Origin of the sequence: Mesorhizobium sp. M0001 (assembly GCF_040324255.1) — a bacterium.
In the GTDB taxonomy this organism is placed as follows: domain Bacteria; phylum Pseudomonadota; class Alphaproteobacteria; order Rhizobiales; family Rhizobiaceae; genus Mesorhizobium.
The window spans coordinates 61,154-75,633 of sequence record NZ_JAMYVS010000008.1 but is presented as its reverse complement, the minus strand read 5'-3'; the positions used below and the strand labels follow the sequence as shown (position 1 = coordinate 75,633).

At 62.2% G+C, this 14,480-nt stretch carries 15 protein-coding genes; 9 read left to right on the top strand and 6 right to left on the bottom strand.

What is annotated here, in order from left to right:
• The first annotated feature begins 4 nt into the window (after positions 1–4).
• From livM to NKK50_RS21795, 9 genes are all read left to right on the top strand, one after another.
• Entirely contained in the window at positions 5–1,600 is a 1,596-nt protein-coding gene (gene livM, locus NKK50_RS21835) for a high-affinity branched-chain amino acid ABC transporter permease LivM (RefSeq protein ID WP_023668716.1), read from the top strand.
• Positions 1,600–2,727, top strand: coding sequence for an ABC transporter ATP-binding protein (locus tag NKK50_RS21830; protein WP_502896561.1), 1,128 nt, complete (start codon positions 1,600–1,602; stop codon positions 2,725–2,727). The genes livM and NKK50_RS21830 overlap by 1 nt, the downstream gene beginning before the upstream one ends.
• Positions 2,727–3,455 carry an ABC transporter ATP-binding protein gene (locus NKK50_RS21825; RefSeq protein WP_023668718.1) on the top strand — a complete coding sequence of 243 codons (729 nt, stop codon included), beginning with the start codon at positions 2,727–2,729 and terminating at the stop codon, positions 3,453–3,455. Before NKK50_RS21830 ends, NKK50_RS21825 begins: the two co-directional genes overlap by 1 nt.
• A 112-nt stretch (positions 3,456–3,567) precedes the next feature.
• Positions 3,568–3,915, top strand: a complete 348-nt coding sequence (locus NKK50_RS21820) for a DUF6867 family protein (RefSeq protein WP_023668719.1) — start codon at positions 3,568–3,570, stop codon at positions 3,913–3,915.
• A 137-nt stretch (positions 3,916–4,052) separates the two neighbouring features.
• The gene (locus tag NKK50_RS21815) at positions 4,053–5,174 is read left to right on the top strand and encodes a branched-chain amino acid ABC transporter substrate-binding protein (RefSeq protein WP_023668720.1); all 1,122 of its coding nucleotides are present in this window, start codon (positions 4,053–4,055) and stop codon (positions 5,172–5,174) included.
• 279 nt (positions 5,175–5,453) lie between these two features.
• Positions 5,454–8,912, top strand: coding sequence for a pyruvate carboxylase (gene pyc / locus NKK50_RS21810; protein ID WP_352499925.1), 3,459 nt, complete (start codon positions 5,454–5,456; stop codon positions 8,910–8,912).
• A 149-nt stretch (positions 8,913–9,061) separates the two neighbouring features.
• Entirely contained in the window at positions 9,062–9,322 is a 261-nt protein-coding gene (locus NKK50_RS21805) for a DUF2312 domain-containing protein (RefSeq protein ID WP_023668722.1), read from the top strand.
• A 93-nt stretch (positions 9,323–9,415) separates the two neighbouring features.
• A complete protein-coding gene (locus NKK50_RS21800; protein WP_352462247.1) occupies positions 9,416–9,856 on the top strand; it encodes a hypothetical protein in 441 nt (146 codons plus the stop codon).
• Between the two features lie 7 nt (positions 9,857–9,863).
• Positions 9,864–10,175 carry a hypothetical protein gene (locus tag NKK50_RS21795; RefSeq protein ID WP_031196451.1) on the top strand — a complete coding sequence of 104 codons (312 nt, stop codon included), beginning with the start codon at positions 9,864–9,866 and terminating at the stop codon, positions 10,173–10,175.
• Positions 10,176–10,237: 62 nt separating this feature from the next.
• Here NKK50_RS21795 and msrB read toward each other — a convergent pair whose 3' ends face one another.
• The 6 genes from msrB to NKK50_RS21765 all read right to left on the bottom strand — a co-directional run bounded on the left by msrB (position 10,238) and on the right by NKK50_RS21765 (position 14,420).
• Positions 10,238–10,642, bottom strand: a complete 405-nt coding sequence (msrB, locus tag NKK50_RS21790; protein WP_013529102.1) for a peptide-methionine (R)-S-oxide reductase MsrB — start codon at positions 10,640–10,642, stop codon at positions 10,238–10,240.
• A 100-nt stretch (positions 10,643–10,742) separates the two neighbouring features.
• Positions 10,743–11,540 (bottom strand): MBL fold metallo-hydrolase, encoded by a 798-nt coding sequence (locus NKK50_RS21785; protein ID WP_023704917.1) that lies wholly within the window; start codon positions 11,538–11,540, stop codon positions 10,743–10,745.
• A gap of 16 nt (positions 11,541–11,556) precedes the next feature.
• Positions 11,557–12,747, bottom strand: coding sequence for a vWA domain-containing protein (locus NKK50_RS21780; RefSeq protein WP_023815246.1), 1,191 nt, complete (start codon positions 12,745–12,747; stop codon positions 11,557–11,559).
• Positions 12,748–12,773: 26 nt separating this feature from the next.
• Positions 12,774–13,016, bottom strand: coding sequence for a type II toxin-antitoxin system HicB family antitoxin (locus tag NKK50_RS21775; protein WP_031204429.1), 243 nt, complete (start codon positions 13,014–13,016; stop codon positions 12,774–12,776).
• Between the two features lie 35 nt (positions 13,017–13,051).
• A complete protein-coding gene (locus NKK50_RS21770; RefSeq protein WP_023668728.1) occupies positions 13,052–13,498 on the bottom strand; it encodes a GNAT family N-acetyltransferase in 447 nt (148 codons plus the stop codon).
• 58 nt (positions 13,499–13,556) lie between these two features.
• Positions 13,557–14,420, bottom strand: coding sequence for a LysR family transcriptional regulator (locus NKK50_RS21765; protein WP_023824273.1), 864 nt, complete (start codon positions 14,418–14,420; stop codon positions 13,557–13,559).
• Positions 14,421–14,480 lie beyond the last annotated feature (60 nt).

Below are 14,480 nucleotides of genomic sequence, written 5' to 3'. Positions count from 1 at the left end.
GACAATGGCGGTTTCCGTATCCTCGGAGCGCGACACCGTCGCCTCCCCCGTGCAGCGTGCATTGCGCGAAGCGTTCTATGCCGGCGCCATCTCGCTGGGGTTGTTCATTCTCTTCATCGGCCTGAAGACCGACCAGAACATAAGCAACCAGCTGATCCTGGTGCAGCGCTGGTTGCTGCTCATCACCGTGGTCGTGCTGACCATGCTTGGCCGCTTCTTCTACATTGCATATGGCCAGCCGTTCATGGCCAATCAGAAGATCACCAATGTCGCCACCGGCCTGTTGCCGGCGAGCGTCGCGTCGCGCTTCTTCCTGCTTCCGGCCTTCATCGTCGCCGTTGTGCTGGCGGTTGTCCTCGTTGCGTTCGGCAGCGCCCTGCCGGTGTTGGTGGGACCCGATCTGGCCGGCTACCTTCAGTTCCTGCGCGCATTGGCCGTCATTTACGCGCTCGCTTGCGTGATCTTCTATTTCCGCTCCTTCATCCACGCCAATTTCACCAAGCTCGGGATTGCGGCGCTGGTGCTATACCCGATCCTCGTCGTCGTGGTGCTGTCGATCTACGCGTGGTCGATAACCGGCGGCCTGCAGGGCTCGTTGAAGTGGGTCGACAATTTCGGCATCCAGATCCTGATCTATGTGATGCTGGCCTGGGGGCTGAACATCGTCGTCGGCCTCGCCGGCCTGCTCGATCTCGGCTACGTCGCCTTTTACGCGGTCGGTGCCTATGCCTATGCGTTGCTCGGTTCGCAATACGGCCTGTCGTTCTGGATCCTGCTGCCCGCCGCCGGCGCCATGGCCGCCTTCTGGGGCGTTATGCTCGGCTTTCCGGTGCTCAGGCTTCGTGGCGATTACCTGGCGATCGTGACGCTGGCCTTCGGCGAGATCATCCGCCTGGTGCTGATCAACTGGCGTGAAGTCACCAACGGCTCGGCCGGCATCTCCGGCATCCCGAAGGTCACCTTCTTCGGCCTGATGACGTTTAATTCGACCGACCCGAACTATATCGGCAAGGTGCTGCACATCGCCCAGTCAAGCGCCTACTACAAGATCTTCCTCTACTATCTCATTCTCGGGCTGGCGCTGCTGACCGCCTTCGTCACCATCAGGCTCAGGCGCATGCCTGTCGGCCGCGCCTGGGAGGCGCTGCGCGAGGACGAGATTGCCTGCCGCTCGCTTGGCATCAACACCACCACCACCAAGCTCACCGCCTTTGCCACCGGCGCCATGTTCGGCGGTTTTGCCGGCGCCTTCTTCGCCGCACGGCAAGGCTTCGTCAGCCCTGAATCCTTCGTCTTCCTGGAATCGGCGATCATCCTGGCCATCGTGGTGCTCGGCGGCATGGGCTCGCTGGTCGGCATCGCGGTCGCCGCGCTGGTGATGATCGGCGGCACCGAGGCACTGCGCGAACTCGATTTCCTGAAAAGTGTCTTCGGAAAAGATTTCACGCCGGAGCTTTACCGCATGCTTTTGTTCGGCATGGCGATGGTCATCGTAATGCTGTGGAAGCCGCGCGGCTTTGTCGGCAGCCGTGAACCGACGGCCTTCCTCAGTGAACGAAAAGCGGTCTCCTCCTCCTTCACCAAGGAAGGGCACGGCTGATGAGCGCGACCTCCATTCAGAAGACCAATCCGGGTATGAAAGACGCCATCCTCCAGGTCGAGCATCTTTCGATGAAGTTCGGCGGCCTGATCGCCATCGGCGATCTGTCGTTCCAGGCCAAGCGCGGCGAGATCACCGCTCTGATCGGACCCAATGGCGCCGGCAAGACCACCGTCTTCAATTGCATCACCGGCTTCTACAAGCCGTCGGAAGGCATGATTACGCTCAACCGGGCCGACGGCTCGAGCTTCCTGCTCGAACGGCTGCCCAATCATGAGATCCCGGCGCGCGCCAAGGTGGCGCGCACCTTCCAGAACATCCGCCTGTTCTCGGGCATGACGCTGCTGGAGAATCTGCTGGTTGCCCAGCACAACAAGCTGATGAAGGCATCCGGCTATACGATCCTGGGCCTGTTCGGGATCGGCGGCTACCGCAGAGCCTCGGCTGAATCGGTGGAGCTTGCCAAGCACTGGCTGGAGAAGGCCGATCTTGTCGATCGCGCCGACGATCCGGCCGGCGACCTGCCCTATGGCGCGCAGCGGCGCCTCGAGATTGCGCGCGCCATGTGCACAGGGCCCGAACTTCTGTGCCTCGACGAGCCTGCGGCCGGTCTCAATCCGAAGGAGTCGGCTGCGCTGAATTCGCTGCTGATGGACATCAAGAGCAGTACCTCGATCCTGCTGATCGAACATGACATGTCGGTGGTCATGCAGATTTCCGACCATGTCGTGGTGCTTGAATATGGCCGCAAGATTTCCGACGGCAGCCCGCAATCGGTGCGTACCGACCCGCGCGTCATCGCCGCCTATCTCGGCGTCGACGACGAGGAGGTCGAGACGGTGCTGACCGAGGTCGGCGATGAAGACGTCATCGAGCAGCTGGACATCGGGCCGGATTCGGCTCACGGACCAGGCACATCGTCTTCCTATCTCGCCGGCCCGGTAAGCGACACGATCGGGCACAGCCAGGGCGAGCGGGTCACGGTGTCGAAGGGTGCTTCAAAGGCCACCCAATACGATACAAGAGCCAACTCCGCGCCAACAGCACCGTCCGAGCGTCTAACGGCCAAGTCCAAGCCGGCGCCCACCAAATCCCCGACAGGCAAGCCGCGCGGAGGGCGTAAGTGATGGCCGAGACAACGCTCCTCGACATCAAGGGCGTCGAGACCTACTACGGCAACATCAAGGCGCTGAACGGCGTCGATGTCCACGTCAACCAGGGCGAGATCGTCGCGCTGATCGGTGCCAACGGTGCCGGCAAGTCGACGCTGATGATGACCATCTTCGGTGCGCCGCGCGCTCGTGCCGGCTCAATCACTTTCGCCGGCACCGACATCACCCAGATGCCGACGCACGAGATCGCCCGCATGCGCATTGCGCAGTCGCCGGAAGGCAGGCGCATTTTCCCGCGCATGACGGTGATGGAAAACCTGCAGATGGGCGCCGGTCTCGACAATCTCAAGCACTATGACGAAGATGCTGAGAAGGTGTTCGCGCTGTTCCCGCGCCTCAAGGAGCGCATTGCCCAGCGCGGCGGCACGCTGTCGGGCGGCGAGCAGCAGATGCTGTCGATCGGACGTGCGCTGATGGCGCGGCCTAAGCTGCTGTTGCTCGACGAGCCGTCGCTGGGTCTGGCGCCGCTGATCGTCAAGCAGATCTTCGATGCCATCCGCGAGCTGAACCGCACGCAAGGGCTGACCGTGTTCCTGGTCGAGCAGAACGCCTTCGGCGCGCTCAAACTCGCCACGCGCGGCTATGTCATGGTCAACGGCAACGTGACCATGAGCGGCACAGGCAAGGAATTGCTCGCCAATCCGGAAGTGCGGGCGGCCTATCTCGAAGGCGGCCATCACTGATTTTGGAGCGGAATGTATGCATACGGTATTCCGCTCCAACTTGTTTGTTTGTCGCATGACCTTTGTCCGAAAAGTCTGCAACTTTTCGGGATCATGCTAGGGAGTCTTCATCATGCAAGGCATTCTTCACGAGGAACCTTCCATCTGGCAGTTCTTCTTCGTCACCTGTCTGCTCGGCGGCTGGGCGGCATGGATGACCGGCAAGGCCAGCGCCCAGACATGGCGCAGCCTGCCGGCGCTGTTCGCCTATCTGCTGGGTCTCGGCATAGGCATCAGGTTCATCCATCATGCCTTGTTCGGCGGCACGATGTTTTCGCTGCAATACTATGTCGTGGACACAATCGTGCTCATGATATTGGGATTTGTCGGCTATCAATACACGCGTACGAACCAGATGGTGACGCAGTATAATTGGCTTTACGAACGGGCTTCGATCTTAAGCTGGAAACCGAAAGGTTGACGTTCATCATTAACGCCGTTCCGGGGATGAATCGGCGTGACAAGGGCCTGAAAATCGGCAAAGTACGCTTTCTGCGATAAGGGTGGGCATCGCATGAAAGTTTCATCCACGCCCACCTCGTAAATGGGAGCGTTTAAATGAAGAAATCACTTTTGTCCGCCGTTGCCCTGACCGCGCTTGTCGCGTTCGGTGGCAATGCATGGGCTGACGTTATCGTCGGCGTCGCAGGTCCGATCACCGGTCCGAATGCGGCCTTCGGTGCGCAGCTGCAGAAGGGTGCGGAAGCGGCCGTTGCCGACATCAACGCAGCAGGCGGCATGAACGGCGAGCAGATCAAGCTCGAAGTCGGCGACGACGTCTCGGATCCGAAGCAGGGCATTTCGGTCGGCAACAAGTTCGTCGGCGACGGCGTGAAATTCGTGATCGGCCACTTCAACTCGGGCGTCTCGATCCCGGTTTCGCAGGAAGTCTACGTCGACAACAACATCGTCGAAGTGACGCCTGCGGCGACCAACCCGAAATTCACCGAGCGCGGCCTGTGGAACGTGTTCCGCACCTGCGGACGCGATGACCAGCAGGGCGGCATCGCCGGCGGCTATATCGCGACCAACTTCAAGGACGCCAAGGTTGCCGTCATCCACGACAAGACCCCCTATGGTCAGGGCCTTGCCGACGAGACCAAGAAGGCGATGAACGCAGCCGGCCTGACCGAAGTCATGTACGAAGGCGTCAATGTCGGCGACAAGGACTTCTCGGCGCTGATTGCCAAGATGAAGGACGCCGGTGTTACCCTGATCTATTGGGGCGGCCTGCATACCGAAGCCGGCCTGATCATCCGCCAGTCGGCGGACCAGGGCCTCAAGGCTACCCTGATGTCGGGCGACGGCATCGTCACCGACGAGCTGGCTGCGATCGCCGGCGATGCGGTTATCGGCACGCTCAACACCTTCGGTCCCGATCCGCGCCTGATCCCCGAGAACAAGGCACTAGTCGAGAAGTTCCGCGCTCAGGGCTTCGAGCCGGAAGCCTACACTCTCTACTCCTACGCCGCCATGCAGGTGATCGCCGAGGCTGCTGCCGTGGCCAAGTCGAACGACCCCGTGGAAGTGGCCAAGGCGCTGCACGAGAAGGGCCCGTTCAAGACCGTTCTGGGCGATCTCGCCTATGACGCGAAGGGCGATCCGAAGCTCCCGGGCTACATCATGTACGAATGGAAGAAGGGTCCGGACGGCAAGATCTCCTGGTTCCCGAAGTCGTAATTCGGAACGCAGCTCTATGGAATGCCCGGCGCTCGCGCCGGGCATTTTTCTTTGGTGACAGGGCGCAGCGAGGGTGGCTGGATAAGCCGCTAGCCGGGTCGAATTTGTGCGGGCACGACAATTAGCGTCAGCTCGCGACGCCAATCGCACGCATCTTTTCGATCGGTGGTGCTAGAATCGCATTTAAATCGGTTTAACCTCTCCCCGATTTTGGTTGCACTGCAGCATTTTCGCGTTAATCATGCCTCTGCCCCACCCTCCTGTCCGGAGCCTGCTTCCTTGGCCATCACGAAGATCCTCGTCGCCAACCGGTCCGAAATTGCCATCCGCGTCTTTCGCGCGGCCAACGAGCTCGGCCTCAAAACCGTGGCGATCTGGGCCGAGGAGGACAAATATTCGCTGCATCGGTTCAAGGCCGATGAAAGCTACCAGGTCGGGCGCGGGCCGCATCTGGCCAGGGACATGGGGCCGATCGAAAGCTATCTGTCGATCGAGGAAGTGATCCGCGTCGCCAGGCTGTCCGGCGCCGACGCCATCCATCCAGGCTATGGCCTTCTGTCGGAAAGCCCTGAATTCGCAGATGCCTGCGCCGAGGCCGGCATCACCTTCATCGGACCGAAGCCCGACACGATGCGCCGGCTCGGCAACAAGGTCGCCGCGCGCAATCTGGCCATCGAGGTCGGCGTGCCGGTGGTGCCGGCAACCGAACCGCTGCCGGACGACATGGAAGCAGTCAAGCAGCTCGCCAAGACAGTCGGCTATCCGGTGATGCTCAAGGCATCATGGGGCGGCGGCGGGCGCGGCATGCGCGCCATCCGCGCGGAAGCCGACCTCGCCCGCGAGGTGATGGAAGGCAAGCGCGAGGCCAAGGCCGCCTTCGGCAAGGACGAGGTCTATCTCGAAAAGCTGATCGAGCGCGCTCGCCATGTCGAGGTCCAGGTGCTCGGCGACACGCATGGCAACGCTGTACATCTATTCGAGCGCGACTGCTCGATCCAGCGCCGCAACCAGAAGGTCGTCGAACGGGCGCCGGCGCCCTATCTCAGCGAGGCATTGCGCCAGGAGCTTTGCGGCTATGCGCTCAAGATCGCGCGCGAGACCAGCTATATCGGCGCCGGTACGGTGGAATTCCTGCAGGACGCCGACACCGGCAAATTCTACTTCATCGAGGTCAATCCGCGCATCCAGGTCGAGCACACCGTCACCGAGCAGGTGACCGGCATCGACATCGTCAAGGCGCAGATCCACATACTGGACGGCTTTGCCATCGGCACGAAAGAGTCGGGCGTGCCGGCGCAGGCCGACATCAGGCTGAACGGTCATGCGCTGCAGTGCCGCATCACTACCGAGGATCCGGAGCATAGTTTCATTCCGGACTACGGCCGCATCACCGCTTATCGCGAAGCCGCCGGTTTCGGCATCCGCCTCGACGGCGGCACCGCCTATTCGGGCGCGGTCATCACCCGCTTCTACGATCCGCTGCTGGAGAAGGTGACTGCCTGGGCGCCGACACCGGCCGAGGCGATCGCCCGCATGAATCGGGCCCTGCGCGAGTTCCGCATCCGCGGCGTGGCCACCAACCTCACCTTCCTCGAGGCAATCATCAACCACCCGCGCTTCGCCGACAATTCCTACACGACCAGGTTCATCGACACGACGCCGGAGCTGTTCGCGCAGGTGAAGCGGCAGGACCGCGCCACCAAGCTGCTCAACTATCTGGCCGACGTCAGCGTCAACGGCCATCCCGAAACCCGCGGCCGACCGATGCCCAAGACCGATGCGGCAGCGCCTGTCGTGCCCTATCTCAACGGCAATGTGCCTGATGGCAGCAAGCAGAAGCTAGACGCGTTGGGGCCGGAGAAATTCGCTGCCTGGATGCGTGAGCAAAAAGAGGTGCTTGTCACCGACACGACGATGCGCGACGGTCACCAGTCGCTGCTCGCCACCCGCATGCGCACGCATGACATTGCCGGCATTGCCGGTACCTATGCGCGCGCGCTGCCGCGGCTGCTGTCGCTGGAATGCTGGGGCGGCGCCACCTTCGACGTCGCCATGCGCTTCCTCACCGAGGATCCGTGGGAGCGGTTGAGCAAAGTGCGCGAAGCGGCCCCCAACCTTTTGCTGCAGATGCTTCTGCGCGGCGCCAATGGCGTCGGCTACACCAACTATCCCGACAATGTCGTGCAACATTTCGTCAGCCAGGCAGCGGCCGGTGGGGTCGACCTGTTCCGCGTCTTCGACTGCCTGAACTGGGTCGAGAATATGCGCGTCGCCATGGACGCGGTGGGCGCGGAGGGCAAGCTGGTCGAAGCGGCGATCTGCTACACCGGCGACATCCTCGATCCGGCGCGCGCCAAATACGACCTTAAATACTATGTCGGGTTGGCGAAGGAATTGCAGGCAGCCGGCGCCCATATCATCGCCGTCAAGGACATGGCCGGGCTTTTGAAGCCGGCTGCCGCCCGCGTGCTGTTCAAGGCGCTGCGCGAGGCGACCGACCTGCCGATCCATTTCCACACCCACGACACGTCAGGCCTGTCGGCGGCGACGGTGCTGGCCGGCGTGGAAAGCGGCGTCGACGCCATCGACGCGGCGATGGATTCCTTCTCCGGCAACACCTCGCAGCCTTGCCTGGGCTCGATCGTCGAGGCGCTGAAGGGAACCGAGCGCGATCCCGGCCTCGATCCGCAATGGATCCGCAAAATCTCCTTCTACTGGGAAGCGGTGCGCAACCAGTATGCCGCCTTCGAAAGCGACCTCAAGGGGCCAGCCTCGGAAGTCTATCTGCACGAAATGCCGGGCGGCCAGTTCACCAACCTCAAGGAACAGGCGCGTTCGCTGGGGCTGGAAACGCGTTGGCACGAGGTGGCACAAGCCTATCACGACGTCAATTTGATGTTCGGTGACATCGTCAAGGTGACGCCGTCGTCCAAGGTGGTCGGCGACATGGCGCTGATGATGGTGAGCCAGGATCTGACCGTTGCCGACGTCGAAAACCCAGCCAAGGACATCGCCTTCCCGGACTCGGTCGTCTCGATGCTGCGCGGCGATCTCGGCCAGTCGCCCGGCGGCTGGCCTGCGAAGCTGCAGAAGAAGGCACTGAAGGAAAGCAAGCCGATCACCGAGCGCCCGGGCTCGCTGCTCAAGCCAGCCGACCTCAAGGCCAGCCGCAAGGAGATCGAGCAGAAGCTGGAGCGCAAGCTCTCGGAGTACGAATTCGCCTCCTGGCTGATGTATCCGAAGGTGTTCACCGACTTCGCCGCCGCGCAGGAAACCTACGGGCCGGTCAGTGTGCTGCCGACGCCGACCTATTTCTACGGCATGAAGTCCGAAGACGAGATCTTCCTGGACATCGAAAAAGGCAAGACGCTTGTAGTGCGCTGCCTTGCGATCGGCGACGTCGATGAGAAGGGCATGGTCACCGTGTTCTTCGAGCTCAACGGCCAGCCGCGCCGTGTCCGGGTGCCGGACAGGGCGCATGGCGCCTCGGCGGCCAAGGCTCGGCGCAAGGCCGAGCCCGGCAACGAGGCGCATGTCGGCGCGCCGATGCCGGGCGTGGTCTCCGCCCTTTCGGTTGCCGCCGGCCAAGCGGTCAAGGCCGGCGACGTGCTGTTGTCGATCGAAGCCATGAAGATGGAGACGGCCCTGCATGCCGAGCGCGACGGCACAGTGGCCGAAGTGCTGGTCAAGGCCGGCGATCAGATCGATGCGAAGGATCTGTTGATCGCGTTTGGCTGACGCGCGGATCCATCACACTGGGGACGGCTGGCAGCAGCCGTTCACGAAGCGCCGATAATGGCTTGACCCGCCGCGCCTGCTCGGGCATCGAACCCGCTCCCAATTTACCGCCCAGAATCGCGGTGCTTAAAAAGTAGCGGAGAAAAAACATGGCCGACGACATCACAGATACCAGCCAGACTGTTGCCGCCGGCCAGTTGCGCGCCTTCATCGAGCGCATCGAGCGGCTCGAGGAAGAAAAGAAGACCATCGCCGACGACATCAAGGAAGTGTTCGCCGAGGCCAAGGGCACCGGCTTCGACACCAAGGCGATGCGGTCGATCATCCGGCTGCGCAAGAAGGACCAGGCCGAGCGCCAGGAAGAGGAAACCATCCTCGATCTCTACAAGGCCGCGCTCGGCATGGTGTAAGGCTGTCTGGAAATTCTACTCCGGCTGATATCGCCGGAGCGAATTTCGAAACAGTCTCGGGCCAAGGAATGATGCTGGAACGGGCATCGAACCATGAGCGAATTCGACTTCGGCGCCCGCCGCGCCTCTGAATTCCGCCAACGCAGCTTCTGGGCGCTGTTCGCCGAACGGCATCCGGAGGAACGCGCTTCCATGGCGCGGCGCGGACCCTGGTTCTGGCAGCGCGGGCTGCCCGACTTCGCTCTGGTCCTGTCCATGTATGTCGCGCCGGCGCAAAGCCAAGTTGGCGTCTTTTTCGGCCGTAACGAGAAGTTCGGCGCGACCGGGGTCTGGTCGCGGCTGAAGCCGTTCCAACCGGCAATCGAAGACAGGCTGAAGCTCAGGCCGGAGCAGAGCTGCGAGGCCCTCGGCACCAATTCGATGTGGCGGGTGAACTGCTATGCCGAGGACAACTGGCCGGCCATGGCCGACTGGCTGGTGACGGAATGCTCGCGCTTCGAGCGCGCCGTCACCGACGTGCTGGGAGAGGGATAGCTATCAGGTGTTGGTGCAAAGCATCGGATCCTTCTTCGGCTCGCGCTGGCAAGGCGCGGTTCCGGTCGAGCGGTTGTTCTGGCGCGATCTAGTCCTTGTCGGCACGGCGATCAACATCACCTCGTCGGTGGCCGCGCTCATTCTGCTCGGCTTGAAGCTGCCGCTCGCCGTCGTCCTGGCGGTGCATTTCGCGCCCGTGCCCTACAACATCTTTCTGACCTTTGCCGTCTGGCGAACCACGGAAAAATCCAGTGGCGCCAAGGCTTCGTTGATGACCCTCGGGGCTACGCTTTGGCTGATCCTGGTGGTGGTTGTCTGAGAAGATTGACACGAAAAAGGGCGGCCGAAGCCGCCCTTTGAAGATGGTGGTCAAGCCGCGGCTTAAGCCGCCGGCTCGAATTTCAGCGCCACGCCGTTGATGCAATAGCGCAGGCCGGTCGGCGGCGGGCCGTCCTCGAAGACATGGCCGAGATGGCTGCCGCAGCGGGCGCAGTGGCATTCGGTGCGGACCATGCCGTAGCTGCGGTCGACGGTGTTTTCGACCGAACCGGGCACCGGATCATTGAAGCTCGGCCAGCCGGTGCCGCTCTCGAACTTGAGCTTGGATTCGAACAGCGGCTGGTCGCAGCCGACGCAGGAAAAGGTGCCGGCGCGCTTTTCGTAGAGCAGCGCGCAGCTTCCGGGCCGTTCGGTGCCATGGCCGCGCATGACCGCATATTGCTCGGGCGTCAGGCGGGCGCGCCATTCGGCGTCGGTGCGGGTGACAGGGTAGGTGTGGGTGTCCATTTGATCTCCTCAGCCTTGGCGGCTTGTTGTTGGTTGCAAGCTATATTCGCTTAGAGATAGGCGTTTGTTACGTGTTTTGCTCGCATTTTCAGCCGAGCTCCTACCCAATCGCCTGAAGATAGCGGGCGATCGACGCATGAAATGCCGTTCTTGCGTCGCCGATGATGTTCTGCTGCCACCACGCGCCGTAGATGTCGTCGAATTCGAAAGGCTCAAGTGCCGCCGCGATGCGTCGCACGGCCGGCGCATTGAGCGGAATGTAGTTCGGATAGCTGTACATGAAGCTGACATGGCGACGCGTCGGCGTCACCTGCAATATGTCGCCGGACAGCAGGGCGTTACCGTCATCGCGTTTCCAATGCAGCACCTGGCCGCCGGCAAAATGGCCACCGCAACGCACGAGTGTCAGCGACGGGTTTATGGCCAGCGTCTCGCCCGCCCAGCTGACGATGGCGTTGTGCGGCCGCATAATCCACTGGCGGTCGTCGGCATGGAGATAGATCGGCACGCCGCCAAACGCCTCGCTCCACTCGACCATCACCGAATAATAGTGGCAGTGCGAAATGGCGATCGCGGCCAGGCCGCCGCGACGGTTGATTTCGGCTACCGCCTCGTCGCTCACCATCGAGATGCAATCCCACAGCACATTGCCGTGCGGCGTCTGCGCCAGCAGCGCCCGCTGGCCGATAGCAAAGCGCGGCTCGATGCCGAAAGCGAGAACGCCGGCATCGTCCTTCATCACAAGCCTATGCCCGGCAGAGAGTTCTTCCCCAGTGATCCAGGCCTGGCCTTCCCAGCGCACATATTGCCGCTCGTCCTCGCAGATCGGGCAATTTTCTGGAGGGGTCTGCGTTGCCGCGAACTGGACGCCGCATTGCGGGCAAAGAAAGCAGGTCATCGGTTTTCCTCTCATATCAATGCTTGCGTGAGAGCTGCTTCGTCGCGGCTTCCAACCCGGCCAGCGTCAGTGGGAACATGCGGCCGCCGAAGAGATCGCGGATCATCGCGATCGAATGGGTGAAGCCCCAGTTTTTCTGGTTTTCGGGGTTCAGCCAGACCGCATTCGGCCATTGCTGGATGAGGCGGCCAAGCCAGACACTGCCGGCTTCCGGGTTCCAATGCTCGACCGAACCGCCGGGATGCGCGATCTCGTAAGGGCTCATCGAGGCATCGCCGACGACGATCACCTTGTAGTCGGGGCCGTATTTGTGAAGCAGATCGAAGGTCGGGATGGTCTCGGCATGCCTGCGCCGATTGTCCTTCCAGACGCCCTCGTAAAGGCAGTTGTGGAAGTAAAAATATTCGAGCTGGCGGAATTCGGCGCGGGCGGCCGAAAACAGCTCCTCGACGCTTTTGATGTGGTCGTCCATCGAGCCGCCGACATCGAAGAACATCAAGAGCTTCACGGCGTTGCGCCGTTCGGGGCGCGTCTGCACATCGAGATAGCCGTGCTCGGCGGTGGCATGGATGGTGCCGGGCAGGTCGAACTCTTCCTCCGCACCCTCGCGCACCCAGCGACGCAGGCGCTTCAGCGCCACCTTGATGTTGCGGGTGCCGAGCTCGACGGCGTCGTCGAAATTTTTGAACTCGCGCTTGTCCCAGACTTTCACCGCACGGCGATTGCGGCTTTCATGCTGGCCGATGCGCACGCCTTCGGGATTGTAGCCATAGGCGCCGAAAGGCGAAGTGCCGCCGGTGCCGATCCATTTCGAGCCGCCCTGGTGGCGGCCTTTCTGCTCCTCCAGCCGCTGCTTCAGTGTCTCCATCAGCTTGTCGAAACCGCCGAGCGCCTCGATCAGTTTCTTCTCTTCCTCGGTCAGGTGCTTTTCGGCGAGCCGGCGCAGCCATTCCTCAGGGATGTTGGCGACACCGACGGCATCGGGGCCGGTGAGCGCCTCGATCCCCTTGAAGACATGCGCAAACACCTGGTCGAAGCGGTCGATATGGCGTTCGTCCTTCACAAGCGCGGCGCGGGCGAGGTAGTAAAAACCCTCGACGTCATAGTCGACCAGCCCGGCCTCCAGCCCTTCCAGCAGCGACAGATATTCCCTGAGCGAAACGGGAACGCGCGCGGCCTTTAGTTCGAGAAAGAAGGGGAGGAACATGGTTTGCCGTTATCTATGCCGAACGGTCACGGCGGAGTCGCCACGGGCACTGTCGATTTCGCCGGATTGCAGAAGATTTGCCACAGTCGTGGGTTGGGCATGGGCAAGTGCTTTGCGATGCGGGCTTCCGCCCATTCGCGCATAGCCGAGGCGGCATCGGCTATCGCTTCCGCCGGGTTTGCGCCGGCCCCGTGGCAGCCGGCGAGATCGGGCATCCGCACTCCCCAAACGCCGTCACTGCCATCCAGGATTCCGACATAGCGGATCATTCGGCTCCTTCCGCGTTATTTCGACCGCGCTCGCATCATAGCAGATCATACTCGATAAAACCTGTCCGCCGCGCGACATGGTCGTAGAGCTTGCGCGCTGTGGCGTTGGTTTCGTGGGTCATCCAATAGACGTTCTTGACGCCGATCTTGCCGGCTTCCTGCTTGACCGCTTCAATGAGGGCCGCACCGATGCCCTTGCCGCGCACATCAGGGTCTGCGAACAGGTCCTGCAGGTAGCAGTTGTTTTTCTCCGACCAGCCGGAGCGGTGATAGAGATAATGGGTCAGGCCGACCGCCTTGCCGTCGAGCGTGGCGATAAACCCCTTCGGTTCGAATTCACCTTCCGTGAACAGTCGTTTCCAGGTGATGTCGTAGACCTCGTCCGGCAGCTTGGTCTCGTAGAAGGTGAGGTAGGCAGTCCACAGCCGCCGCCAGTCGGCATGGTCGGCCAGCGCCAGCGGGCGGACGGTGATCTCGGTCATTTCGGTTCCTCGAAGGCCTTATCGGATTCCGGCGGAATCAGATCGGAAACACCATCGCCTAATCCACCGGCGAATTGTACTCGCGAAATGCGGTCGCCAGCATTTGCAGCGCGTCACGCGCCCGCGGCGCCAGATTGTGCGAATGCAGGACCACTTCGGAGGGGTCAAGCGACGGCAGGCCGAGCTTGCGGCCAACCTCGATCAGGCCGGGCGGAGCGACGCAGTGAGCCAGCGCCGAAACGGCAAAGCCCGCCGATATCGCAATGTTGACGGCCGCGCCGCCGCCGCCGACGAAGGCCTCCTCCCAGGCGATGCCTGCTTTGTCCAGCGCCTCGAGCGCCCGCACACGATCCGGACAGTTGCACACGGTGCTTAAGAGCGCGAGGCGCAACGGCGTTCCGCGCTGCCACTCGAAGGAAGGTGCGGCGAACCAGCCATAGTGGTTGCGCGACAAGGTCCGGCCAGGACGGCTGTCGCCTTCGCGGTGCACGATGACTGCGTCGAGCTCGCCGTGATCGAAAGCTTCCTTGAGCACCGTGCTGGTGTCGATCCTCAAACTGAGCGTCAGCGATGGATCGTGCGCATGGAGCTGGGCAATCAGAATGGACAGCGCCGGACCGGCGGCATGATCGACAAAGCCGAGCGCAAGCCGGCACGGTGCTGACGCAAACTCCGCCATGGCGCGCTCGTGCGCGGCAAGGAAGTCACGCGCGGCGGGGAGGAAGACGGCGCCTCGTGCCGACAGGCTGACGCGGCGCGGCGTTCTTTCGATCAATCGCGCGCCGAGCTTCTCCTCAAGGCGGCGCAGCTTGACGCTGATCGTCGCCTGCGTGCTGCCCAGCGCCGATGCCGCCTGGGTGAAGCTCTGCAGATCGGCCACCATCACAAAGGTTCGTACGGCGTCCACATCAAGACTGGTCATCGCAGCACTCCATTGGCCAACTATTCGATTTTGTCATTTCTGATATAGCCGAGCATAGTC